The following is a 23,457-nucleotide window of genomic DNA, read 5'->3' as shown; positions in this document are numbered from 1 at the left end:
ACATTCCGTGCCGGCTACATGCCGAGCGCATGCATGCCGACCAGCAACAACGCGCCGACCGCGATCAGCAGCAGCGCATGAACGCGCGTATAGATCACGCACAGCGTCGACGCGACCGCGATCGCGCGAGCGGCCCAGCCGCCGTCGAGCGCCTGCAGCAACACCCACACCGACGCGAGGATCATGCCGGCCGCGACCGGGCGCAGGCCGGCTTCGAGCGCGATCTGCCAGCGCGCGCCCTGGTGGCGGCGCCACAGATGCGCGACGCCGTAGATGAGGAACGCGGTCGGGCCGAACAGCGCGAGCGTCGCGATCACCGCGCCCCAGAAGCCGGCCACCTGCCAGCCGATCAACGTCGCCAGCAGCGAGCCGGGGCCCGGCGCCATCCGCGCGATCGCGAAGTCGTTCACGAATTGCGTGGCGGTCATCCAGTGATGCACGTCGACGACCTGTCGCTGGATGTCGGCGATGATCGCCTGTCCGCCGCCGATCGTCGCGATCGACAGCGGCGCGAACACGCCGAACAGCGCGGCGTAGCGCTGCGACGCAGTCATCGCGTGTCGCTCCCGGTCGGTGTCGCGGCCGCACGGCGGTATTCGAGTGCGACGCTCAGCGTGCCGCCGACCAGCACGGTCCATACGAGCGGCCAGTGCAGCACCGCGACCGAGACGAAGGTCAGCGCCATCACCGCGAACGGCAGTGCGCGGCGCGGCAGCCGGCGCACGGCGGTGATCGCCATCGAGATCGACAGCCCGATCGCCGCGGCCGCGGCGCCTGCGAGCGCGACATGCGTGAGCGGAAAGCGCGTGAGGGTCGAGAACGCGATGCCGAACAGCACGATCAGCACGGCCGGCGGCGCGATGATGCCGGTGAAGCCGGCCACCGCGCCGCGCCATCCGGCGAGCCGGTAGCCGATCCAGATCGCGAGGTTCTTCACGTTGACGCCCGGCAGCGCCTGCGACAGCGCGAGGCCGTTGAGGAACGCCTCCTCGTCGAGCCAGCGTCGCTCGTACACGAAGTCGCGCATCATCCGGCCGCTGAGCCCGCCGCCGAAGCTGGTCAGGCCGATCTGCGAGAACGCGATGAACAGCGCGAGGACGCCGGGCGGCGGTGCATCGCCCGCGGGCGGAGTCGGGGAAGGGGCGGCGGAGGGCGGAGGCATCGGACGGGCGGTGCGTGGCGGTTGGGCGGGTGCCCATGTTAGCAAGCGGATACTGTCAGCCCGCTGACAGGGGGGGCGATGAAGGCGGGTGGGCTCGACGGTGGTGTTACAGCGTGTTCGGGGCATCGCGCGCCCGCAGATCCGACAGATCCAGCCCGTCCAGCGCAGCCGCACCCCCCACTACGCGCGCACGATCGTCACCCCCGCGGCCTCGATCGGCGTCGTCAATTCGGCGGCGGTTTCCTTTTCGACCACCACGGTATGCGCCAGCGTGATTTCGCCGATCACGAACTGCGATGCCGCGCGCAGCTTCGACTGCGACGCGAGCACGACCGTTTCGGCAGCGCGTTCGGCCAGCGCGCGCTTGATCGCCGCTTCCTCGAAATCGCCGGTGCTGAGCCCCGCGACCGGATGCACGCCCGTGACGCCCATGAAGTAGAGGTCCGCATGGATGCGCGCGATGCCCTCCATCGCCGCCGCGCCGACGGCGACGATCGAATGCTTGTAGAGCCGCCCGCCGATCAGGATCACGTCGATCGACGGATGCGCGGCGAGTGCGACCGCGACGCTCGGGCTGTGCGTGACGATCGTCGCGCGCAGATCGGCCGGCAACTGGCTGACGAGCAGCGCCGAAGTCGTGCCGCCGTCGACGATCGCCACCTGTCCGGGCGCGATCATCGCCGCGGCGCGCCGCGCGATGCGCCGTTTTTCGGCCGTCTCGAGCGCCTCGCGCTGCGCGAACGGCGCAACGGCCGGCGACGCCGGCAGCGCGCCGCCATGCACGCGCTGCAGCAGGCCTTCGGCCGCGAGCTCGCGCAGGTCGCGGCGGACCGTGTCTTCGGATACGCCGAATTGCGCGCTCAACTCGACCGCCAGTACCTGGCCGTCGCGCGCGAGTGCGTCGAGGATCGCTTTCTTGCGTTGTGTCGTCAGCATCGCGGTTGCACGAATGTTCTTGAAGTTGCACGAATATGCACGTTACCATGGGCCCCGTCTTTTGTCGAACGGGAGGCCGGAATGGCTGCAACACGCGACCGGGTCCGCATCGTCGATACGACGGTGCTGTCCGATGACTGGTATGTGCTGAAGAAGGTGACGTTCGATTTCCTGCGTCGCGACGGGACGTGGCAGCGCCTGAGCCGGGAGACTTACGATCGCGGCAACGGCGCGACGATCCTGCTGCGTCATGCCGATACGGGCGACGTGCTGCTGACGCGCCAGTTCCGGATGCCGGCATTCGTCAGCGGGCACGACGGCATGCTGCTCGAGACCGCGGCCGGCCTGCTCGACGACGCGACGCCCGAAGTGCGGATCCGCGCCGAGGCCGAAGAGGAGACCGGCTATCGCGTGCGTGGCGTGCGCAAGGTGTTCGAAGCGTTCATGAGCCCGGGCTCGGTGACGGAGAAGCTGCATTTCTTCGTCGGCGAATACGATGCGTCGCTGCGCGCCGGCGATGGCGGCGGCGTCGCGGAAGAGGGCGAGGATCTCGAGGTCGTCGAGATGCCGCTGCAGGCGGCGCTGGACGCGACCGAGCGCGGCGAGATCGTCGATGCGAAGACGATCATGCTGCTCCAGTACGTCGCGCTGCGGGAAACCGCCGACGTGCGCACGGCATGACGCCGCTGCTCGTGCTGGTCGCCGGCCCTTATCGCAGCGGCACGGACGGCGACCCCGCGCGCATCGCCGCGAACCTGCACCGGCTGGAGGCGGCGGCGCTCGCCGTGTATCGCCGCGGGCACGTGCCGATGATCGGTGAGTGGGTGTCGCTGCCGCTCGCCGTCGCGGCCGGGTCGCGACAGGTCGGCGATGCGATCAGCGAAGCGTTCCTGTATCCGGCCGCGCACCGGCTGCTGCGTCGTTGCGATGCGGTGTGGCGGATCGACGGTGCGTCGCGCGGGGCCGACGCGGATGTCACGCTTGCGCGGCGGCTCGGCAAGACGGTCTATTTCTCGGTCGACGAGATTCCGGTCGTGCAGGACGATTCGGATCACTGAACAGGCCGCGAGGGGGGGCCTTGAGACGGCCGGCGGTGCCTCGTTTCGTGTCGGCGGCCGCACTATTCGAGGCGAGGCAAGCATCGCGTCATGGCGTCGCATCGCGCACGCCGCGCTGCGCGCGAACCGGCGTATGATCGCGACGATTCCCGCGCTTCGTTCGACGCTACCTCCGCCCCATCATGCCGTTTCCCGACTCCGCCAACTCCGACGCTGACGCCACCAGCGCGCACCTGCCCCCCGAGCTCGTCGCCTCCGCCGTTGCCGCGCTCGCGCGCGCCGACGCGTTGCTCGTGACCGCCGGCGCCGGTATCGGTGTCGATTCCGGGCTGCCCGATTTTCGCGGCACGGACGGATTCTGGCGCGCGTATCCGGCGCTGCGCCACGAGCGTTTCGAATTCCACGAGATCGCGTCGCCGCACGCGTTCCGTGCGCGCGCGCCGCTCGCGTGGGGCTTCTACGGGCATCGTCTCGCGCTCTATCGTGCGACGGTGCCGCATGCGGGCTTCGCAATCCTGCGCCGCTGGATCGACGCGATGCCGAACGGCGGCTTCGTGCTGACGAGCAACGTCGACGGCCAGTTCCAGAAAGCCGGTTTCGATCCGGCGCGGATCGTCGAGATCCACGGGTCGATCCACGCGATGCAGTGCCTGCGCCCGTGTTCGGACGACACGTGGGATGCGGCGTCGTTCGCGCCGGAAGTCGACGAAGCCACGTGTCGCCTCGTCGGCGACATGCCGCGCTGTCCGCACTGCGGCGGCCTTGCCCGGCCGAACATCCTGATGTTCGGCGACAGCGGCTGGCTCGGTGCGCGCTACGACGCGCAGGAGCGTGCGCTGGAAGACTGGATCGCGCGGGCCGGGCGCGTCGTCGTGGTCGAAATCGGCGCGGGTACCGCCATCCCGACCGTGCGGCTGCTGGGCGAGCGGCTCGGCGTCGACGTGATCCGCATCAACGCGCGCGAAGCGCATGCGCGCCGGGCGGACGTGATCGGCTTGAAGGGCGGTGCGCTGGCGACGCTGAAGGTGCTCGACGCAGCCTGGCAACGCGCGTGAGCCCGCCGGCGGGCGAGACGACCCGAACGCCCCGCCGTCCAGCCGCCCGACGTCGTTGCGGGCGCGTGGCGAATCCGCATACAGTTCACCCAGTGCCGCCGCGAACGCACCACGCGCGTCCGGACGGAGGACACGGACACGGCCCCGCCAAGCCGCGGGGCGGCGGCTGATTTCAGCCGAATCATCGACCGGGAGCGCCCTTGTTCTATTCGATCGTCGCGATCTTCGTCGGCGCCGGCCTCGGCGCGTTGCTGCGCTGGTTCCTGAGCCTCGCGCTCAACCCGTTCTTTCCTGCCGTGCCGCTCGGCACGCTCGCCGCGAACCTGATCGGTGCCTACGTGATCGGCATCGCCGCCGTCGTGTTCACGATGCGCGTAGGCCTGCCGCCCGAGTGGCGGCTGTTCGTGATCACGGGCTTTCTCGGCGGCCTCACGACGTTCTCGACCTATTCGGTCGAAGTGATGACGCATGCGCTGCAGGGCGAATTCGGATGGGCGTTTGCGGTGGCTGCCCTACACTTGACTGGATCGTTCGCGCTGACGGCGCTCGGCATGTGGACCGCGCGCGCGTGGCTCGCGGCGGCCTGAGCGCGCCGCCATCGGAGGGAGCGATGGACAAGGTCTTCTTGCGCTTCTACGTGCACGAGCGGCACCGGCTGCACTGGAAGCCGCTGTGGGAATGGCTGCTGGAGGAGGCGAACCGGATGGGCGTCGCGGGCGGGTCCGCGTTTCGCGCGATGGCCGGTTTCGGTCAGCACCGCGTGCTGCACGAGGACCGCTTCTTCGAACTGCAGGGGTCGCTCGCGATCGAGGTCGAATTCATCGTCACCGAGGACGAGGCGCAGCGCTTGCTCGAGCGGCTGTCGCACGAGAAGGTGCGCGTGTGCTACGCGATGATGCCCGCGCACTTCGGCGTGATCGACACGCTTGGCGCGGCACCGCCGGCGCAAGGGCCGGCGGCGTAGGGTGCGGCTGCGTCAGATGCCGAACATCGTCAGCGACACGGCCGCGCGCGTGACGATCATCAGCAGCACCTGGACGATCACGAACAGCAGGATCGGCGACAGGTCGATGCCGCCGAGATTCGGGATGACGCGGCGCAGCGGGTTCAGGAACGGTGCGGTGAGCTGGTAGAGGATCGGCATGGCCGGCGAGCGCGGATTGAGCCACGACAGCAGCGCCATCAGGATCGTCATCCAGATCACGAGATTGAGCGCCCACTTCACGACGGTGAGCAGCGCGACCACGACGAGCGTCGCGATCACCGCGGCCGGATCGAAGCCGGCCATCACGACCATCAGTACGACGTAGACGAGCGCGGTGAGCAGCGCGGCGACGACGCTGGCCCAGTCGATGCCGCGCACGCCCGCGATCACGCGGCGCAGCGGCAGCACGAGCCAGTTGGTCGCCTGCAGCACGGCCTGCGTGACGGGGTTGTACGGCGGCACGCGGACGGCCTGCATCCAGACGCGCAGGATCAGCGCGGCGCCGAACAGCGTGAAGATGGTATTGAGCAGAAAACGGGCGATCTCGCCGAACATCGTTGGCATCCTTTTTTATACGGTCAGTAGCGTGCGGCCGCCAACGCCGGATGGCGGCGCATCGGCCGACACCTTATCACGCCTCGTCTCGCGACGGGGAGGGGGGCACGGCCGTGCGCGCGAGCGACGTTTCGACGGCTTCGGCGAGCGCCGGCAGCGTCGCCGGCGGCGTGGCGCGCTGCGCGGCGAGCGCGACCGCGCGGCGCGTCAGCAGCGCGTACAGCGTCGCGTGATCGCCGCCGCGCGCCTCGAGCAGCGCGAGCTGGCGCTCGACGATGCCCGTGTCGCCGCGCGACACCGGGCCTGAGAGCGCGTTCGCGAGCCCCTTGTCGCGGGCGGTCTCGATCGTGCCGGCCAGCATCGGCAGCAGCGCGCGCAGTGCGGCGTCCTCGTCGAAACCGAGGCCGCGCCACAGTTCGACCGCTTCCGCCAGCCCGCACAGCGCGAAGCTCGCCGCGTAGTGCGCGGCCGCGTGATAGAGCATCCGGCCGCCGGCCGGAATCGACAGCGGATGGCAGCCGAGTGCGGCAGCAAGTCGCATCAGCGTGGCGTGCAATGCGCCGTCGGCTTCGATTGTGACCGAGCAGCCGTCGATGCGGGCGAGGTCGGCATCGGTGCCGCCGAACAGGTAGAGCGGATGGAAGCCGCCGGTGGCCGCGCGTTGCCGTTTCGCCGGATCGAGCAGCGCGACCGCCGACGCGCCGCTGCAATGAACGATCGCCTGCTGCGCGGCGCGCGAAGGATCGAAGTGCAGCGCCGCGGCGGTCGACGCGAGATGGTCGTCGGGTACCGTCAGGAAGATCAGGTCGGCGGCGTCGACGACCTGCTGCGGCGTGTCGACCGCCCGGCAGCCGTCGATGCGCGCGGCGAGGGTCGTGGCCGACGCGGGCGTGCGGCTCGCGATCGCGACGACCGGAAAGCCGGCCTGCGCGAAGCGCTGCGCGACGCAGCGCGCGAGACGGCCGGCGCCGATGAAGCCGAGGCGGGGAGTATCGGGAACGGACATGGCAGCGGGCGTAAGCGAAAACGAAGCAACCGCCAGTATCTCAGGAATGACGGCGCGGCCGCGAAAGGGCCGTCTCCGTGCGCACACCTGCGCGACCGCCTATATGCGGCGCGACCGATGCGAGCGTCGGCGCCCGGCGTCGGGGAATTCGCGATCATGGAATTCGACCCCGAAACTTCGCGGCCCGAGTCCCGCTTGATATGTCGGGATCTTGTCTCAAATTTGTAATCGTTCATTACGGTCGCAGGCCCGCCGCGTGCGCCGTATCCGGTAAGACTGACCGGCCTGGATGGGGTGATCCCTCTCGTCGGACGGAATCGCGCGACCGGCAAGGGTCGCCGGCCCTGCTGCGAACGACCCCGCAGCGCGGCTCCGGCCGCGTGCAATTGCAATTTGCAACAAATGCACGATACGCGAAGGGCGGGTTTTCGCTACATTGCTTCCATGCGACGTGCACGCCCGCCGTTGCCGACAGGAGCGCATAAATTACCGCTCCAGCAGGAGAATCGAAGTGAAAAAGCTCATTCCGTTCATCGCCGCCGCCGCGCTGGGCCTGGGTGCCGCAAGCGCTGCTCAGGCTCACGTGTCGATCGGGGTCGGCATCGGCATCCCGGTCGCGCCCGCTTATCCCGTCTATGCACCGCCGCCGCCCGTGTACTACGCGCCGCCGCCTCCGCCCGTCTATTACGCACCGGCGCCGGCCTACTACGCGCCGCCGCCTGCCGTGGTCGTCGGCGGCTACTATGGCCGCCCGTACTGGCGCCATGGTTACGGCGGCTGGGGCCATCACGGCTACTGGCGTCGCTGATTCGTCCCGCGCGGCCTGACCGCGCGCGGCAAAACGGCGCACCGTCCCGACAGGGGCGCTGCGCCGTTTTTCTTTTGGGCGCTATCGCCGATATCGGCGCGCGGCCCGTGCGGGCGGGGTTCGATTACACCGCGTGCACGATCAGGTCGCGGTAGCCGCCGACGATCACGCTGTACGAGAAATACGCGAACAGCAGCGCCGACGCGACGTGACACGCGCGCATCAGCCCGGCGCCCGCGCGCTTGCGGCCCTGGCTCGCGAGCGTGCACATGAAGAGCGTCCACGCGAGCCCGCCGAGAAAAAATCCCGACAGGAACACCGATGCGGTGGCCGGCGTGGTCGCGCCGGCTTTCGCGATCAGTGCGCCACCGACCGCCGCGAACCACAGGATCGCGCTCGGCGACGACATCGCGAGCAGCATCCCGCGCAGGAAACTGCGCCGCGCACTGGCGCGCGGCTGCGGCGTATCTTCCGCTTCGTCGCCGGCGGCCTTGGCGGGCACGAGCGCTTCGCGCGCCATCTTCCACGTGAGGAACAGCAGCACCGCGCCGCCGCCGATCCACACGATCCAGCGCACGGGCTCGAACTGCAGCAGCACGGCCATCCCCGCGAGCGCGAGCGCCGCATAGACGAGGTCGCCGACGCACGAGCCGATGCCGAGCCAGAAGCCCGGCCGGAAGCCGTGCGACAGCGTCAGCGACAGCATCGCGACGTTGACGAGGCCGATGTCGAGACACAGCGACAGCGACAGGAAAAAGCCGTCGGACAACATGGAGGTAGGCGGAAAGGTCATCTGCGTGATTCTTGTCGGGTGGCGATCCACGGGCCGGCTATCGCCGGCCGCATCGCATCAGAGGCCGATCTCCTGCCAGAGCCGGTCGACGCGCGCCTTCACGGCGGCATCCATTTCGATCGGGCGGCCCCATTCGCGGTTCGTCTCGCCGGGCCACTTGTTGGTCGCGTCGAGCCCCATCTTCGAGCCGAGGCCGGCCACCGGCGACGCGAAGTCCAGATAGTCGATCGGCGTGCTGTCGACCATCACCGTGTCGCGCACGGGGTCGACGCGCGTCGTGATCGCCCAGATCACTTCCTTCCAGTCGCGGATGTTCACGTCCTCGTCGACGACCACGATGAACTTCGTGTACATGAACTGCCGCAGGAAGCTCCACACGCCGAACATCACGCGCTTCGCGTGGCCCGCGTAGCTCTTCTTCATCTGGACGATGGCCATCCGGTAGCTGCAGCCTTCGGGCGGCAGGTAGAAGTCGGTGATCTCGGTGAACTGCTTCTGCAGCAGCGGCACGAACACCTCGTTGAGCGCGACGCCGAGCACCGCGGGCTCGTCGGGCGGCTTGCCCGTGTAGGTGGAGTGATAGATCGCGTCGCGGCGCATCGTGATGCGCTCGACGGTGAACACCGGGAACCACTCCTGCTCGTTGTAGTAGCCGGTGTGGTCGCCGTACGGGCCTTCGAGCGCGTGCTCGTAGCTGGCCGACGCGCCACCGGCCGGGCGCGGCGGTGCACCGGCCGGAGCGGGGGCGGGCGCGCCTTCCTGCGGATAGATGAAGCCTTCGAGCACGATCTCCGCGCGTGCGGGCACCTGCAGCGTGTCGACGCCGGGCGTCAGGCACTTCGCGAGCTCCGTGCGGCTGCCGCGCAGCAGCCCGGCGAACTGGTACTCGGACAGCGAATCGGGTACGGGCGTCACCGCGCCGAGCGTGGTGGCCGGATCGGCGCCGAGCACCACCGCGACCGGATACGGTTTGCCGGGATTGCGCAGCGCGAATTCGCGGAAGTCCAGCGCGCCGCCGCGATGCGCGAGCCAGCGCATGATCAGCTTGTTGCGGCCGATCAGCTGCTGGCGATAGATCCCGAGGTTCTGCCGCGACTTGTTCGGCCCGCGCGTGACCGTCAGGCCCCACGTGACGAGCGGCCCCGCGTCGCCGGGCCAGCAGGTCTGGATCGGCAGCCGGTTCAGGTCGACGTCGGCGCCTTCCCAGACGATCTCCTGGCACGGCGGCGCCGACACCGATTTCGGCGCCATGTCCCACACGGCCTTCGCGAGCGACAGCAGCTTGCCGGCGTCCCTCAGGCTCTTCGGCGGATCGGGCTCCTTCAGCGCGGACAGCAGCCGCCCGAGATCGCGCAGCGAATCGAGCGCGGCGTCGTCGCCCGCATCGACACCCATCCCGAGCGCGACGCGGCGCGGCGTGCCGAACAGGTTGCCGAGCACCGGGAAATCGAAGCCGGTCGGCGCGTTGAACAGCAGCGCAGGGCCGCCGGCGCGCAGCACGCGGTCGCACAGCTCGGTCATTTCGAGCACGGGCGACACGGGCTGCGTGACGCGCCGCAGTTCGCCGAGCGTCTCGAGGCGCTGGGTGAAATCGCGTAAGTCTTTGTATTTCATGAAGAAGGTCCGGGCCACCCGCACGGCGGGCAGCGATGGGCGGGCGCAGCCGCCGGCTGCGGCCCCGAATCGACCGACGATTTTACCCGCGCCGCCGCAAGCCCGCCCGGCGCAGAAAAAAGTCGATCGCGCGCAAACCCCCTACGGCACGGGGATTGCGTTCTGAAGAGCAATTCAAAATTACTTTTTGTTATGATTTTGAGATTTTATAGTGTTGACGATCTATAAAACCCTGCTAGAATCCGCTCACATTGGCTGCAGGGTAAAAGGCTTCGAGCCGCCAATCACCGATCTTTGACGCAGCGCGTCACCGTCCGCCGAATCCTGCACGGCGTATCCGACGGCCTTAGTCGTAGTCTCAGCCAGCGCCACCAGACGCTGGTTTTTTGCGTGGGTGCCACCGCGTATGCCCGCCTCGCCCAATGTGCGAAGGTGCCGGCCCTCTTACACCGTGGCCTCGAACGGTACTTATACCGTTTCCCCGATGTCTGCACGCCCCAACCAAAGCGTGCGGCGTCGTGATTCCGCGGCGCGTTACCTGTCTCGCCACCGAGCTGAGCGAGCCGCACGAGTCATGTTCATGGGAGATGATCTGAATGAACGCTTGGTTATCGTGGCGTCCTAGTGAGCAGCATGCGCAGTTCGTGCGCAGCATGCTGCGTCGCGGGACGCGTGTCAGTCACCATCTATTCAGCGTTGTCGGCTGTTTGGCCGTCGCAGTTGCGCTCGCACTGTGGCTGCTGCCAACCGTCCGCGGCACGCTCGCCGCGAAGCTGATGCCGGTCGTATCCGCGGCCGTGCAAGCCGGGCCGGCCCGTCTGCTGACCGGCCATCCTCTGCCGAACTTCGCGCCCGCCGGCGCGCAGCCGCAGCAGGACGACGGCCCGGAAACGGACGCGCTCGCGGTCGGCCTCGACGTCGCACCGGAAGCCGCCACGCAGGGCGATGCGGCCGATGCGGTCCGTAACGGCCCGTCGCCCGTCGCACTCGCCAAGCTGATCCCGATCCAGCGCGTGGCGGCCGATGCGCGCGACGACCGTGCGCTCGCGTCGAATCGCGAACAGGCGCTCGTCGCGACCTACCTGTCGCGCCGCTACCACGTCGCGCAGGAGCCGCTCGGCCAGCTCGTCAAGGCAGCGTTCCAGACCGGCCGTGACGTCGGCCTCGATCCGCTGCTGCTGCTGTCGGTGATGGCGATCGAATCGGGCTTCAACCCGTACGCGGAGAGCGGCGTCGGCGCGAAGGGGCTGATGCAGGTCATGTCGAAGGTCCATTCCGACAAGTTCGAGTATTTCGGCGGCACCGATACCGCACTTCAGCCGCTTGCGAACCTCCAGGTCGGCGCGCTCGTGCTGAAGGACTGCATCGCACGCGGCGGCTCGCTCGCGAACGGCCTGCGCATGTACAACGGCTCGACGAACCCGGACGACAACGGCTACGGTTCGAAGGTGATGGCCGAGCGCGGTCGCCTGCGCGACGTCGCGCGTGGCCGGAGCGTGCCGATCAATGCGCCGCAGGCGCCGGCCCAGCCCGCGAAGCCGATCGTCACGACCGCTGCCGTCACGGCCGCGGCGGGCGGAGCGAAGCGCGTGCATGCGACGCTCGACGGCACGACGTCGGTGAAGGCGGCCGCATCGAAGGACGCATCGCCGCAGGACGACGCAAGCGTCGACACCGCGAAGCAGTCGCACGGCGACCATTCGGAGCTCGGCGCGTAACGTACGGCGGTAACGTACGGCGGGGCTCCGGCCGGCGGGAAACGAAAAAGGCACCCGATCAGGGTGCCTTTTCGTTTTTGCGGCGGACGGAACGACCGTCGTGCCGGCTGCACGTCAGTGCTGCCCGAACAACGTCGCGAGCCGTTCGACCGCTTCTTCGAGCCGCGAGTAGGCCGTCGCATAGGACAGGCGGATATAGTCGCGCGGCGCATGGACACCGAAGTCCATGCCGGGCACCAGCACGACCCCCGCGTCGTGCAGCATCGTGGTCGTCAGCGCGGCGCTGTCGCCGGCCGCCGGGTGAGCGACGCCGCCGCAGTGCGCATACACGTAGAACGCGCCGTCCGGCATCACGGGCACCGTGAAGCCGAGCCGTTCGAGCGCCGGTGCGATGAAATCGCGGCGACGCTTGAATTCGAGCCGGCGCGCTTCGTAGATATCGAGCGCGGCCGGTTCGAAGCACGCGAGCGCCGCGTGCTGCGCAAGCGCCGACGGGCAGATGAACAGGTTCTGCGCGAGCTTCTCGAACGTGCCGACCAGTGCGGGCGGCACGACCAGCCAGCCGAGCCTCCAGCCGGTCATGCTGAAATACTTGGAGAAGCTGTTCACGGTGACCACGTCGTCGCCGAACGACAGCGCCGACACCGGCGCCGCATCGTAGCTGAGTCCCTGGTAGATCTCGTCGACGATCGTGAAGCCGCCGCGTGCACGCACGGCTTCGACGATCCGTTTCAGCTCGTCCGGCTCGAGCGACGTGCCGGTCGGGTTCGACGGCGACGCGAGCAGCACGCCGCGCGTACGGTCGCTCCAGCGCGTGCGGACGTCGTGCTCGGTGAGCTGGAAGCGCGCGTCCGGGCCGCTCGGCACGAGTACCGCGCGGCCTTCGGCCGCCGCGACGAAGTGCCGGTTGCACGGATACGACGGGTCGGGCATCAGTACTTCGTCGTCGCGCCCGACGAGCGCGAGGCACGCGAGCAGCAGCGCGGCCGACGCGCCGGCCGTCACGACGATGCGCTCCGGACTGATCGTGAGGCCGTAAGCGCGTGCGTAGTGCGCGGCGATCGCCTCGCGCAGCGGCGCAATGCCGAGCGCGCTCGTATATTGGGTGACGCCGCGGCGCAGCGCGGCCGCCGCCGCTTCGACGACCGGCTCCGGCGCGGTGAAATCCGGCTCGCCGATGCCCATGTGGATAACATCGCGCCCGGCGGACTCGAGACGCTGTGCCTCCTTCATCAGTTCCATCACGTAGAAGGGCTGGATCGCGTCGACGCGTGCGGCGAGCTTGACGAGCGAATCGGTGGCGGTATTCATCGGGCGGGCAGGGCGAAGGAGGCGGGACGAAAGAAAAAACGGGCGCATGTGCGCCCGTTTCGGACAAACGGTATCAGCCGTTGCGGCGCGCCTGCGTTTCGGCGGGGCGCAGCTTCGCGGCGAGCTTGTCGAGCACGCCGTTCACGTACTTGTAGCCGTCTGAGCCGCCGAACGTCTTCGCGAGTTCGACGGCTTCGTTGATGATCACGCGGTACGGCGTTTCGACGTGGTGCGTGAGCTCGAACGTCGCGATCAGCAGCACGGCGCGTTCGACCGGGGACAACTGGTCGATCGGGCGGTCGAGCGACGGCGTCAGCGCTTCGACGAGCGTTGCGTGCTCGCGGATCACGCCGTGCAGGATCGCGTCGAGCAGCTCCTTGTCGGCCTTGTCGTAACCGAGCGCGCCGCGCAGTTGCGCGTCGATCTCGCCGGAGGACGCGTTCGACAGCAGCCACTGATACAGCCCCTGCGTCGCCAGCTCGCGCGATTGTCGGCGGGCGCTCTTCTTCATGCGCGCTCCTCTTCGTCGTCTTCGTCTTCTTCTTCGTCCTCGTCATCGCCGAGCTGGTCGAGCGCCATCGTCAGGTTGGCCATCTCGACGGCGACGCGTGCGGCGTCACGACCCTTTTCGGTCATGCGCGCGACGGCCTGCTCGTCGTTTTCGGTCGTCAGGACCGCGTTCGCGATCGGCAGGTTGAAGTCGAGGCCGATGCGGGTGATGCCCGCGCCGCTCTCGTTCGACACGAGTTCGAAGTGGTAGGTCTCGCCGCGGATCACCGCGCCGAGCGCGATCAGCGCATCGAACTGGCCGCTTTCCGCGAGCTTCTGCAGCGCGAGCGGGATTTCCAGCGCGCCGGGCACCGACACGAGCAGCACGTCTTCACCGGTGACGCCGAGGCGTTCCAGTTCCTCGACGCACGCGTCGGCGAGGCCGTTGCACACCGGTTCGTTGAAGCGCGATTGCACGATGCCGATACGCAGGCCGTCGCCTTCGAGATTCGGTTGGTATTGTCCGATTTCCATGATCTTGTCCGTGGTGTGGATGAACGGTTATAGGGCGAAAGCGCCGTGGCGGGTTACGCGTGGGACGCCGGGCAGGACTTGGCTTCGCCGCCGGGCATCGGGATGAAGCCCGTGACTTCCAGGCCGTAGCCGGACATGCTGCCCAGCTTGCGCGGATTCGACAGCACCTGCATCTTGCCGACGCCGACATCGCGCAGGATCTGCGCGCCGATGCCGAACGTCTTGAAATCGACCGGCCGGCGCTTGAGCGCAGCGGCCCTTTCTTCCTCGTCGAACGCCTTGAAGACGTCGATCAGGTGTTCCTTCGTGTCGCCGCAGTTGAGCAGCACGATCACGCCGAGGTCGCGCGCCGCGATCTCGCGCATCGCGGCGTCGAGCGTCCACGAGTGGGTCGAGATGCCCGTTTCGAGCAGGTCGAGCACCGACAGCGGCTCGTGCACGCGCACCGGCGTATCGCCGTCGGGCGACGGCTCGCCGCGCACCAGCGCGATGTGCGGCGAGCCGCTCGGCTGGTCGCGGTACAGCACCGCGCGGAACGTGCCGTGCGCGGTCTGCATCGTGCGTTCGGCGATTCGCTCGATGATCGATTCGGTGCGGCTGCGGTACTGGATCAGGTCGGCGATCGTGCCGATCTTCAGGTTGTGTTCCTGCGCGAACTCGATCAGGTCGGGCAGGCGCGCCATCGTGCCGTCGTCCTTGATGATCTCGCAGATCACCGCGGCCGGCGTGAGGCCCGCGAGCGCGGTGAAGTCGCAACCGGCTTCGGTATGGCCCGCCCGCACGAGCACGCCGCCCGGCTGCGCCATGATCGGGAACACGTGGCCCGGCTGCACGATGTGCTCGGGGCGCACGTCGTGCGCGACCGCCGTGGCGATCGTGTGCGCACGGTCGGCGGCCGAGATGCCGGTCGTCACGCCTTCGGCCGCTTCGATGCTGACCGTGAACGCGGTGCCGTACTGTGTGCCGTTGCGGTAGGTCATCAGCGGCAGGTGCAGCTGCTTGCAGCGTTCCTGCGTCAACGTCAGACAAACCAGGCCGCGGCCGTACTTGGCCATGAAGTTGATCGCTTCCGGTGTGACGAATTCGGCGGCGATCACGAGGTCGCCCTCGTTTTCGCGGTCTTCTTCGTCGACCAGGATCACCATCCGGCCGGCTTTCAGCTCGGCGATGATGTCGAGCGTGGAGGCGAGCGTCATAAGGGGGCGAGAAAGAGGAAAGTGCGTATTTTACGCCAGCCGGACGGCGTTTCGGCTGGCACGGGCCGAGCGCGGCCGGCGAGCGCTCCGGAAAGCGCTGCAACCGGCCCGTGCGGCAGGTCTGGCATGGCTGCCGCGCGTTGCCTGCACGCGGGGGCGGTCGGCAGCGGGCCGGGCATCGCCCGGCCGTGCGTCACGCGTGCAGGTCGCGCCCGCCCAGGTAGTCGAGCTTGCCGAGTTCGACGCCGCTGTGGCGCAGGATGTCGTACGCGGTGGTCACGTGGAAGAAGAAATTGGGCAGCACGAAATTCAGCAGATACGACTGGCCGGTGAATTCGATCGGGCCGACGCGCATCTTCAGCACGATCTGGCGCGACTCGCTGCCGTCGATCTGCGCGGCGTCGAAGCTTTTCAGATATCGTCTTCTGGATGCGTGCGTGCAGCTCGTCGAAGGTCTGCTCGACGTCCGGGTAGCTCGGGATTTCGACATCGGCGAGCCGCGCGGCGCAACCCTTCGCCGTGTCGGTCGCGATGTAGACCTGGCGGACGAGCGGCAGCATGTCCGGATACAGGCGCGCGCCGACGAACACCGACGGATCGATCTGCTTTTCGGCCGCGTGCGCCTGTGCCTTGCCGAGGATGTGCTGCAGGTTGGTCAGGCCACGGATCAGCACGGGCAGCGAAGCCTGGTACATCGAGATGGACATGGGGACGACTCCTTGAAGAGAAGAGGGTGACCGGCAAGCGGCGCGCCGTGCGTTGCGGCGTTGAAACCGCTGTCGACGCATCTTAGCGCGACGGGATGACCCGTGCGCGTCGTTGGCCATTCGGCCGAGGGCACAGGTGGGAAGGCGGGGCAGGCGCTACCGCATTCGGTCACACGCGCGGCCGCACGTTTCCGGCGTCGGCCGACGTGCCGAGCGGAACGATCGATTCGATGCGACCGACGGCCGCGACCCTTCCGCTCGACCTTGCGGCGATCCGTTCAGCGAGCGGCTTCGGGCGGCGTAAAGCGCGCGAGGATCCGCAGATCGTCGCCGACCCGCTCGACCCCGTGGAACGACAGCCGCGTGCGCGCGTCGAGGTTCGCCGGCGCGGCGAGGTCGAACATGCCGGCCGCGTCGGCGCCCAGCAGGCTCGGCGCGAGATAGACGAGCAATTCGTCCACGCACTGCTCGCGCAGCAGCGATCCGTTCAGCTTGTGGCCGGCTTCGACGTGCAGTTCGTTGACGCCGCGCGCGCCGAGCGCCGCCAGCATCGCGGGCAGGTCGACCTTGCCGTGCGCGTTCGCGAGCGGCACGATTTCCGCGCCGCGCGACTTCAGCACGTTCGCGCGCACCTCGCCGGCGGCGTCGAGCCGCCCGCAGAAGATCAGCAGCGGCGCACCTTCGAGCAGCCGCGCGTCGAGCGGCAAATCGAGGCGGCTGTCCACCAGGATGCGCTGCGGCTGGCGCGGCGTGTCGATGCCGCGCACGGTCAGCAGCGGGTTGTCTTCGCGCACGGTGCCGATGCCGGTGAGGATCGCGCACGCGCGGGCGCGCCACGCGTGGCCGTCGAGGCGCGCGGCCTCGCCGGTGATCCACTGGCTTTCGCCGGACGGCAGCGCGGTGCGGCCGTCGAGCGATGCGGCGGTCTTCATCCGCACCCACGGGCGGCCGCGCGTCATCCGCGACACGAAGCCGATGTTCAGCTCGCCCGCTTCATGCGCGAGCAGCCCGCAGCGCACGTCGACGCCCGCGTCGCGCAGCATCCCGAGGCCGCGCCCCGACACCTGCGGATTCGGATCTTCCATTGCCGCGACGACCTTCGCGACGCGCGCGTCGATCAGCGCGTTCGCGCACGGCGGCGTGCGGCCGAAATGGCTGCACGGTTCGAGCGTCACATAGACGGTCGAGCCCGCGACGTCGTAGCCGCGCGAGCGCGCATCCTTCAGCGCCTGCACTTCCGCGTGATCCTGGCCGGCCGGCTGCGTGAAGCCTTCGCCGATCACGTCGCCGTCCTTGACGATCACGCAGCCGACCCGCGGATTCGGCGCGGTCGTGTACATGCCGCGCGCGGCGAGCGCGAGCGCACGCTGCATGTGGGCGAAATCGGTATCCGAGAACATGCGCGCGGCCCCGGGTCAGGCGGCGAGTGCCGCGAATGCGCGGCGCGCGGCCGCGAGTGTCGCGTCGATCACCGCGTCGTCGTGCGTGCTCGACACGAAGCCGGCCTCGTACGCGGACGGCGCGAAGTACACGCCTTCGTCGAGCATCAGGTGGAAGAAGCGGTTGAAGCGTTCGACGTTGCTCTTCGTGACTTCCGCGAAGCTGGTCGGCACGCGTTCGGCGAAGTAGAGGCCGAACATCGCACCGATCGAGTCGGCCGCGAACGGCACGCCGGCCGCGCGCGCTTCGGCCGCGAGGCCGTCGGCGAGGCGCTTCGTCTGCGCGGTGAGCGCGTCGTAGAAGCCGGGCGCCTGGATCAGTTGCAGCGTCTTCAGGCCCGCGGCGACCGCGATCGGGTTGCCCGACAGCGTGCCGGCCTGGTAGACGCCGCCGAGCGGCGCGAGGTGGGCCATGATGTCGCGGCGGCCGCCGAACGCGGCAGCCGGCATCCCGCCGCCGATCACCTTGCCGAGGCAGGTGAGGTCGGCCGTGATCCCGTAGTAAGCCTGCGCGCCGCCGAGCGCGACGCGGAACCCGCACATCACTTCGTCGAAGATCAGCACGGCGCCGTGCTTCGTGCACAACGCGCGCAGCGCGTTCAGGAATTCGGGCGTGCCGCGCACGAGGTTCATGTTGCCCGCGACCGGCTCGACGATCACCGCGGCGATCTCGTCGCCGAACGCGCCGAACGCTTCTTCGAGCGCGGCGACGTTGTTGTATTCGAGGACGGTCGTGTGCTTCGCGATGTCGGCAGGCACGCCGGCCGACGTCGGGTTGCCGAACGTCAGCAGGCCCGAGCCGGCCTTGACCAGCAGGCTGTCCGCGTGGCCGTGATAGCAACCCTCGAACTTGACGATGCGGCTGCGGTTCGTGAAGCCGCGCGCGAGGCGCAGCGCGCTCATCGTGGCCTCGGTGCCGCTCGACACCATCCGCACCTGCTCGATCGATGGCACGAGCTTGCAGATTTCCTCGGCGATCTCGATCTCGGCTTCGGTCGGCGCGCCGAACGAGAAGCCGTCGGCGAGCACGTTCTGCACGGCCGACAGCACGTCCGGATGGACGTGGCCGACGATCATCGGGCCCCACGAGCCGATGTAGTCGATGTACTGCTTGCCGTCGGCATCCCAGAAATACGGGCCTTGCGCGCGCGCGACGAAGCGCGGCGTGCCGCCGACCGAGCGGAAGGCGCGCACCGGCGAGTTGACGCCGCCGGGAATGGTCTTCTGGGCGCGTTCGAAGAGGATCTGATTGTTGGACATGAGCGAAACCTGCGAGAGAAGGGCGCGGGGGCCTGTGCACGGGCCGCGGCGCCTGGGCGGAACGATCGTCCGATTGTACCGGAGACGCGCGCGGCAGGCCCGCCGGCCGGACTGCGGCCATTCGGCGCGCGGGGAACTTCCGGGGTGGCAAGACGGGCCTGATTCGACCCGGTTTCCGGTTATCGCGGCGGCTTGCGCTTGCCGGTCAGCTCGGCCCAGCGCTTTTCGAGCGGACCTTCGACCATCGGCTTGATCACGGTGCCGGAGCTTTGTGCGTCCCAGGTCTGCACCGAGTACGGATGCACGCGCAGCGCGTCGCGCGCGATCGCGACGTCCTGATGCGCGTCGACCAGCCAGTCGTACACGAAATCGATGCACAGCCGGTAGCCGCGCTTCGTCGCCGGATCGGGCACCTCGTACGGCGCGCGCGTCACGTAGCCGGAGCCGAAGACACCCTTGGGTTCCTTCGCGACGCGGTGCAGGAACACGCGGTCGCCGGGCAGGATGCCGCGCGCGAAGCCGCAGCCCCATACGTCATGCACGGCCTCGCCGGCCTTCACGCGCGCGGCGACGTCGGGCAGTTCGGGCCACGGCCATTTCTTGGGGCTCCAGATCAGCAGGAAAGCGGTCATCGGTTCGGTCGTACGTCGAATTGATCAGACAAGTGAGGCGAGCAGCAGCAAGCTTAATCGAATCCGCCCGTGCGCTCGTTCGGCGCGCGACGCGCATGGGCCTGTCCCGCCCGCCGCCGCACGCGGCCCGAGGCGGGCGAAAAAGTTGCGCGTACAATCATGGGCCCGAACGCGCCGCTTGCGGCGCGGCTTCCCGTCTTCACCGCCACGCGCGCCCCGATGCGCGCGGGCTCCATTCCGGATACCCATGTCTCACGTCGTCCGGCGCCGGCCCGATGCCCGGCTGATCCTGCTGCTCGGTGCGCTCGCTGCCTGCGGGCCGATCGCCACCGACATGTACCTGCCGAGCCTGCCGTCGATCGCCGACGGCTTCTCCGTCAGCCCCGGCGCCGCGCAGCGCACGCTGACGAGCTTCATGGCCGGCTTCTCGGTCGGCATGCTGCTGTACGGCCCGCTGTCGGACACGTGGGGGCGACGCCCCGTGCTGCTCGGCGGCATCGCGCTGTTCACGCTTGCGAGCATCGGCTGTTTCGTGTCGACCTCGATCGACATGCTGATCCTCGTGCGCTTCCTGCAGGCGCTCGGCGCCGGCGCGGCGTCGGTGCTCGCACGAGCGATCGCGCGCGATGCGCACGAGCCGACCGATGCGGCGAAGGTTCTGTCGATGGTCGCGATCGTGACCGCGGTCGGGCCGCTGCTCGCGCCGCTGATCGGCGGCCAGATCCTGCGTTTCTCCGGCTGGCGCGGCGTATTCGTCGTGCTGGCCGTGTTCGGCGCGATCTGCGCGGCGACCGCGTACCTGCGTGTGCCCGAAACCTGGCCAAAGGAGCGGCGCAAGAGCGCGGCCGTGCTCGCGTCGTTCGCGTCGTACGGGCGGATTCTGTCCGACCCGGTCGCATGGGGGCACATGCTGTGCGGCGGCATGGCGTTCGCGTCGATGTTCTCGTACATCACCGCGACGCCGTTCGTGTACATCGAGTATTTCCACGTGTCGCCGCAGCACTACGGGCTGCTGTTCGGCCTGAACGTCGTCGGGATCATGATCGGCAACTTCGCGAACACGCGGCTCGTCGGCCGCATCGGTTCGCTGCGCATCATCGCGGCCGCGTCGCTCGTGAGCTGCGTCGCGTCGCTCGCGGTCGCGCTCGTCGCGCTGACCGGGTGGGGCGGGCTGTGGTCGATCGTCGTGTGCCTGTTCTTCGTGGTCGGCGTGGTCGGGATTCTGTCCGCGAACTGCACGACCGATCTCATGCATCGCTATCCGCACAACGCGGGCGCGTCGGCGGCCGTGTTCGGCGCGATGCAGCTCGCGCTCGGCGCGCTGGCGAGCGTCGCGATCGGCGCACTCGCGGACGGCACGCCGTTCGCGATGGGCGTGACCATCGGCGTCACGGGGGTGTTGTGTTTCGCCGGCCGCTACCTCGTGCTGCGCTGGCACGGGCGGCCCGTCAAAGCGGGCGCGTGAACCGCGGCCTGACGGCAGAATGAAAAACGCCACCGCGCGCTTGAGCCGGTGGCGTTTTTGTTTCGAGCGTGGAAAGCGGCTGCCGTCGCGCGGTGTCAGTCGCGCGCGACGTCCTTCGCCGCCGGCGAAGCCCCATGGCTCAGCCAGTCGAGCACGTCGGCCGTTTCGTCGTCGCTCGCGCGGGCGCGCGCCTGCGCGACGGCCTCCGGCAACTCGCCGTTGGTCGACGCGCGACGGATCGCGACGCCGACCGCGAGGATGTCGATCATCAGCAGATGCAGGACCCGCGAGATCATCGACAGCTGCGACTCGCGCATCTCGATGTGATCGGTTTCGAGCGCGACGGTCGCGCGCTTCGCGAGCGGCGTGTTGCTCGACGTGATCGCGATCACCTTCGCGCCGGCCTGCATCGCGACGTCGAGCACGCGCAGCAGCTCGGGCGCCCGCCCCGACTTCGACACCGCGACGATCACGTCGCCCTTGCCGAGCAGCGCGGCCGACGCGGCCTGCATGTACAGGTCGCCGTACGCGATCGTCGGAATCCCGAAGCGGAAGAACTTGTAGTGCGCGTCCTGCGCGACGATGTTCGAGTTGCCGAGCCCGTAGAACTCGATGCGCCGCGCGCCGTTCAGGATCTCGATCGCGTTCTCGACGTGCTCGAAATTCAGGTGCTCGCGCAACTGCAGGATCGCCGACACCGTGTTGTCGAGCACCTTCGCGCCGAAGTCGGTGGCCGTGTCGCCGAGATGCACCTGGCTATGGCTCATCGGAATCGTGCCGGTAAGGCCGGTCGCGAGCTTCAGCTTGAAGTCGGACAGCCCCTGGCAGCCGAGCGAGCGGCAAAAGCGGATCACGGTCGGCTGGCTCACGTCGGCCTTGCGCGCGATGTCGACGATCGGATCGTTGATGATCGAGCGCGGGTGGTTCAGCGCGAGATCGGCAACACGGCGCTCGGCCGGCGTCAGCGCGTCGCGCATCTGGCGGATCCGTTCGAACACTGCTGACGACGCGCCGCCCGAGCGGTTCGACAGTTGCTCCGCGAGGATCGCCGACACGCCGAGGAACGCCGGATATTCGGCGGTGATCAGGTAGGTCGGGATGTTCTCGAGATAATGCGTGAAGCGGCCTTTCGCCTCGAAGCGCGCGCGGAACGACGAGCGCGTGAACAGTTCGCCGAGCTTCAGCGCGACGCCGCCGCCGATGTACACGCCGCCGAGCGCGCCGAGCGTCAGCGCGACGCTGCCCGCGAACGCGCCGAGAATCCCGCAGAAGCATTCGACCGTCTCGAGCGCGAGCGCGTCGCCCGCATGCGCTCGCTCGACGATCTCGACCGTGTCGACGGTCGCGGCCACACGCTTCTTGTCGCGCGCGGCGAGCGCGCGATAGATGATCTCCATGCCGGGGCCCGCGCACACGCGTTCGAACGACACGTGCGGAAACTTCTTGCGCGCGTACTGCAGCACCAGATCCTCGCGCTCGTCCTGCGGCGCGAACGATGCGTGGCCGCCTTCGCTGCCGAGCGCGATCCAGCGATCGTCGGCCGGGATCAGCCCCGACACGCCGAGCCCGGTGCCGGGCCCGAGCAGCCCGATCACGCTGTTCTGGCGGCGTGCGCCGCCGCCGATCTGCACGCGCTGCGCGTCGGTCAGGCCGGGCAGCGCCATCGCGAGCGCGGTGAAGTCGTTGACGACGAGCAGCGTGTCGAAGCCAAGCGCGCGGCGCGTCGCCTCGATCGAGAAGCTCCAGTCGTGGTTGGTCATCGTGACCTGGTCGCCGTCGACCGGATTGGCGATCGCGATCGCCGCGTGGTTCACGCGGCTGATCTTCGCGTCCTTCAGGTACTTGCGGATCGCGTCGGTGAGCGTCGGATAGTCGGCGCCGGGATACACGCGGATCTGCGTGATGTCGCCCGGGCCGGTTTCCAGCGCGAAGCGCGCGTTGGTGCCGCCGACGTCCGCGAGCAGGCGCGGACCGTCGGCATGCTGGCCCGCGACGACCGCCTTACTTTGCGCACCAGTAGACATCGAGCTGGGTCCCCTTGTCGTTGGCCAGTTGGGAAATCGCGTTCTTCTGCAGCGTGGCCGCCGCGGCGTCGAGCACGGCGCGCTTGGAGGGGCCCGCGATCAGCAGGAACAGCCGGTCGACGTGCTTGAGCGCGTCGAGCGAATAACTCACGCGCGCATGCGGCGCCGCACCGGGATGGACGGCGACGAATCGTTCGGACGTCGTGATCGCGTGGTCCCATTCGGGCGCGTCGGCGAAGATCGACGCGGTATGGCCGTCCTCGCCCATGCCGAGCACGGCGACGGTCGGCACGCGGTAATCGGCGTTCGCGTTGAGTGCGGCGACGTGCGCGTCGAGCGACGCGCGCGTGTCGACGAGCGGCAGGAAGCGGGCAGGGGCGGCCGCGTGCTGCAGCAGCGTGTCGCGCACGAGTTGCGCGTTGCTGGCTGCGTCGTCCTCCGGCACCCAGCGGTCGTCGACCAGCGTCACGTCGACGCCGGCCCAGTCGAGCGCCGCGTGCGACAGCGTTTGCAGGAACGGGCGCGGGCTCGTGCCGCCGGACACCGCGAGCGTCGGGCGCGCGGGGCCGGCGAGCGCGGCGCGCAGCGCGTCGCCGACGGCGCGCGCGAGCGCTTCGCTTTGCGCTTCCTGGGTGTCGAAAGCGTGGATCTCGATCACATCTCCTCCGGACTGCTTTGTCTGTTCAAATCGTACGAATCGTGAAGCAGGT

24 protein-coding genes and 1 pseudogene are annotated in these 23,457 nt (G+C 68.9%); 8 read left to right on the top strand and 17 right to left on the bottom strand.

The features are described 5' to 3' along the window. Positions 1 to 14 precede the first annotated feature (14 nt). The 3 genes from HWX08_RS10755 to HWX08_RS10745 form a co-directional block, all read right to left on the bottom strand. Entirely contained in the window at positions 15 to 554 is a 540-nt protein-coding gene (locus HWX08_RS10755) for a chromate transporter (RefSeq protein WP_069255999.1), read from the bottom strand. Continuing rightward, positions 551 to 1,162: a chromate transporter gene (locus tag HWX08_RS10750; RefSeq protein ID WP_174919520.1), complete on the bottom strand. Its 612-nt coding sequence runs from the start codon at positions 1,160 to 1,162 to the stop codon at positions 551 to 553. The genes HWX08_RS10755 and HWX08_RS10750 overlap by 4 nt, the downstream gene beginning before the upstream one ends. A gap of 180 nt (positions 1,163 to 1,342) precedes the next feature. Continuing rightward, the gene (locus tag HWX08_RS10745) at positions 1,343 to 2,098 is read right to left on the bottom strand and encodes a DeoR/GlpR family DNA-binding transcription regulator (RefSeq protein ID WP_069256001.1); all 756 of its coding nucleotides are present in this window, start codon (positions 2,096 to 2,098) and stop codon (positions 1,343 to 1,345) included. An 81-nt stretch (positions 2,099 to 2,179) separates the two neighbouring features. Here HWX08_RS10745 and HWX08_RS10740 point away from each other — a divergent pair, with 81 nt between their 5' ends. From HWX08_RS10740 to HWX08_RS10720, 5 genes are all read left to right on the top strand, one after another. After that, positions 2,180 to 2,779, top strand: coding sequence for an NUDIX domain-containing protein (locus HWX08_RS10740; RefSeq protein WP_174919519.1), 600 nt, complete (start codon positions 2,180 to 2,182; stop codon positions 2,777 to 2,779). Continuing rightward, positions 2,776 to 3,156: a DUF4406 domain-containing protein gene (locus HWX08_RS10735; protein WP_069256003.1), complete on the top strand. Its 381-nt coding sequence runs from the start codon at positions 2,776 to 2,778 to the stop codon at positions 3,154 to 3,156. Before HWX08_RS10740 ends, HWX08_RS10735 begins: the two co-directional genes overlap by 4 nt. 182 nt (positions 3,157 to 3,338) lie before the next feature. After that, positions 3,339 to 4,211 carry an SIR2 family NAD-dependent protein deacylase gene (locus tag HWX08_RS10730; protein ID WP_174919518.1) on the top strand — a complete coding sequence of 291 codons (873 nt, stop codon included), beginning with the start codon at positions 3,339 to 3,341 and terminating at the stop codon, positions 4,209 to 4,211. Positions 4,212 to 4,411: 200 nt separating this feature from the next. Further along, entirely contained in the window at positions 4,412 to 4,798 is a 387-nt protein-coding gene (gene crcB, locus HWX08_RS10725) for a fluoride efflux transporter CrcB (protein ID WP_174919517.1), read from the top strand. A 23-nt stretch (positions 4,799 to 4,821) separates the two neighbouring features. Next, positions 4,822 to 5,175: a DUF190 domain-containing protein gene (locus HWX08_RS10720; protein ID WP_069256006.1), complete on the top strand. Its 354-nt coding sequence runs from the start codon at positions 4,822 to 4,824 to the stop codon at positions 5,173 to 5,175. A gap of 12 nt (positions 5,176 to 5,187) precedes the next feature. Here HWX08_RS10720 and HWX08_RS10715 read toward each other — a convergent pair whose 3' ends face one another. Together HWX08_RS10715 and HWX08_RS10710 are read right to left on the bottom strand one after the other, a co-directional pair. After that, on the bottom strand, positions 5,188 to 5,751 hold the full coding sequence (locus tag HWX08_RS10715) for a YggT family protein (RefSeq protein WP_027788138.1): 564 nt from the start codon (positions 5,749 to 5,751) through the stop codon (positions 5,188 to 5,190). A 76-nt stretch (positions 5,752 to 5,827) separates the two neighbouring features. Continuing rightward, the gene (locus HWX08_RS10710; RefSeq protein ID WP_174919516.1) at positions 5,828 to 6,757 is read right to left on the bottom strand and encodes a Rossmann-like and DUF2520 domain-containing protein; all 930 of its coding nucleotides are present in this window, start codon (positions 6,755 to 6,757) and stop codon (positions 5,828 to 5,830) included. A 511-nt stretch (positions 6,758 to 7,268) separates the two neighbouring features. Here HWX08_RS10710 and HWX08_RS10705 point away from each other — a divergent pair. Next, on the top strand, positions 7,269 to 7,565 hold the full coding sequence (locus HWX08_RS10705) for a hypothetical protein (protein ID WP_006488565.1): 297 nt from the start codon (positions 7,269 to 7,271) through the stop codon (positions 7,563 to 7,565). Between the two features lie 124 nt (positions 7,566 to 7,689). On the opposite strand, the gene HWX08_RS10700 is transcribed toward HWX08_RS10705, so the two are convergent. Together HWX08_RS10700 and HWX08_RS10695 are read right to left on the bottom strand one after the other, a co-directional pair. Continuing rightward, positions 7,690 to 8,358: a LysE family translocator gene (locus tag HWX08_RS10700; protein ID WP_174919515.1), complete on the bottom strand. Its 669-nt coding sequence runs from the start codon at positions 8,356 to 8,358 to the stop codon at positions 7,690 to 7,692. Positions 8,359 to 8,415: 57 nt separating this feature from the next. After that, the gene (locus HWX08_RS10695; RefSeq protein ID WP_069256008.1) at positions 8,416 to 9,972 is read right to left on the bottom strand and encodes a UbiD family decarboxylase; all 1,557 of its coding nucleotides are present in this window, start codon (positions 9,970 to 9,972) and stop codon (positions 8,416 to 8,418) included. A 596-nt stretch (positions 9,973 to 10,568) separates the two neighbouring features. Between HWX08_RS10695 and HWX08_RS10690 the strand changes: the two genes are divergently transcribed. Next, positions 10,569 to 11,690, top strand: coding sequence for a transglycosylase SLT domain-containing protein (locus tag HWX08_RS10690; RefSeq protein ID WP_069256009.1), 1,122 nt, complete (start codon positions 10,569 to 10,571; stop codon positions 11,688 to 11,690). Positions 11,691 to 11,804: 114 nt separating this feature from the next. On the opposite strand, the gene HWX08_RS10685 is transcribed toward HWX08_RS10690, so the two are convergent. The 8 genes and pseudogenes from HWX08_RS10685 to HWX08_RS10650 form a co-directional block, all read right to left on the bottom strand. After that, the gene (locus tag HWX08_RS10685; RefSeq protein WP_174919514.1) at positions 11,805 to 13,001 is read right to left on the bottom strand and encodes a pyridoxal phosphate-dependent aminotransferase; all 1,197 of its coding nucleotides are present in this window, start codon (positions 12,999 to 13,001) and stop codon (positions 11,805 to 11,807) included. 73 nt (positions 13,002 to 13,074) lie between these two features. Then, complete coding sequence (gene nusB, locus HWX08_RS10680) at positions 13,075 to 13,512, bottom strand: transcription antitermination factor NusB (RefSeq protein ID WP_021157083.1); 438 nt, start codon at positions 13,510 to 13,512, stop codon at positions 13,075 to 13,077. Next, complete coding sequence (gene ribH, locus HWX08_RS10675) at positions 13,509 to 14,024, bottom strand: 6,7-dimethyl-8-ribityllumazine synthase (RefSeq protein WP_006476661.1); 516 nt, start codon at positions 14,022 to 14,024, stop codon at positions 13,509 to 13,511. The genes nusB and ribH overlap by 4 nt, the downstream gene beginning before the upstream one ends. A 53-nt stretch (positions 14,025 to 14,077) precedes the next feature. Then, a complete protein-coding gene (ribBA, locus tag HWX08_RS10670) occupies positions 14,078 to 15,220 on the bottom strand; it encodes a bifunctional 3,4-dihydroxy-2-butanone-4-phosphate synthase/GTP cyclohydrolase II (RefSeq protein WP_069256011.1) in 1,143 nt (380 codons plus the stop codon). A 193-nt stretch (positions 15,221 to 15,413) separates the two neighbouring features. Beyond that, positions 15,414 to 15,927 (bottom strand): annotated as a pseudogene (locus HWX08_RS10665) (DUF1993 domain-containing protein). Positions 15,928 to 16,205: 278 nt separating this feature from the next. Next, positions 16,206 to 17,327 (bottom strand): bifunctional diaminohydroxyphosphoribosylaminopyrimidine deaminase/5-amino-6-(5-phosphoribosylamino)uracil reductase RibD, encoded by a 1,122-nt coding sequence (gene ribD, locus HWX08_RS10660; protein ID WP_069256013.1) that lies wholly within the window; start codon positions 17,325 to 17,327, stop codon positions 16,206 to 16,208. 15 nt (positions 17,328 to 17,342) lie between these two features. Beyond that, complete coding sequence (gene hemL, locus HWX08_RS10655; RefSeq protein ID WP_107310932.1) at positions 17,343 to 18,626, bottom strand: glutamate-1-semialdehyde 2,1-aminomutase; 1,284 nt, start codon at positions 18,624 to 18,626, stop codon at positions 17,343 to 17,345. A 179-nt stretch (positions 18,627 to 18,805) separates the two neighbouring features. After that, positions 18,806 to 19,258, bottom strand: a complete 453-nt coding sequence (locus tag HWX08_RS10650) for a hypothetical protein (protein ID WP_174919513.1) — start codon at positions 19,256 to 19,258, stop codon at positions 18,806 to 18,808. A 247-nt stretch (positions 19,259 to 19,505) separates the two neighbouring features. Here HWX08_RS10650 and HWX08_RS10645 point away from each other — a divergent pair, with 247 nt between their 5' ends. Then, positions 19,506 to 20,723, top strand: a complete 1,218-nt coding sequence (locus HWX08_RS10645; RefSeq protein WP_174919512.1) for a Bcr/CflA family multidrug efflux MFS transporter — start codon at positions 19,506 to 19,508, stop codon at positions 20,721 to 20,723. A 95-nt stretch (positions 20,724 to 20,818) separates the two neighbouring features. On the opposite strand, the gene HWX08_RS10640 is transcribed toward HWX08_RS10645, so the two are convergent. Both HWX08_RS10640 and pgl read right to left on the bottom strand, forming a co-directional pair. Further along, positions 20,819 to 22,747 (bottom strand): bifunctional transcriptional regulator/glucokinase, encoded by a 1,929-nt coding sequence (locus HWX08_RS10640; protein WP_174919511.1) that lies wholly within the window; start codon positions 22,745 to 22,747, stop codon positions 20,819 to 20,821. After that, positions 22,725 to 23,405: a 6-phosphogluconolactonase gene (gene pgl / locus HWX08_RS10635; protein WP_174919510.1), complete on the bottom strand. Its 681-nt coding sequence runs from the start codon at positions 23,403 to 23,405 to the stop codon at positions 22,725 to 22,727. The genes HWX08_RS10640 and pgl overlap by 23 nt, the downstream gene beginning before the upstream one ends. Between the last annotated feature and the right edge of the window lie 52 nt (positions 23,406 to 23,457).

This window comes from Burkholderia metallica, assembly GCF_902832845.1.
Classification (GTDB): Bacteria; Pseudomonadota; Gammaproteobacteria; order Burkholderiales; family Burkholderiaceae; genus Burkholderia; species Burkholderia metallica.
Note: the sequence above shows the minus strand (reverse complement) of the source record. Positions and strands in the feature narration are given on the sequence as shown.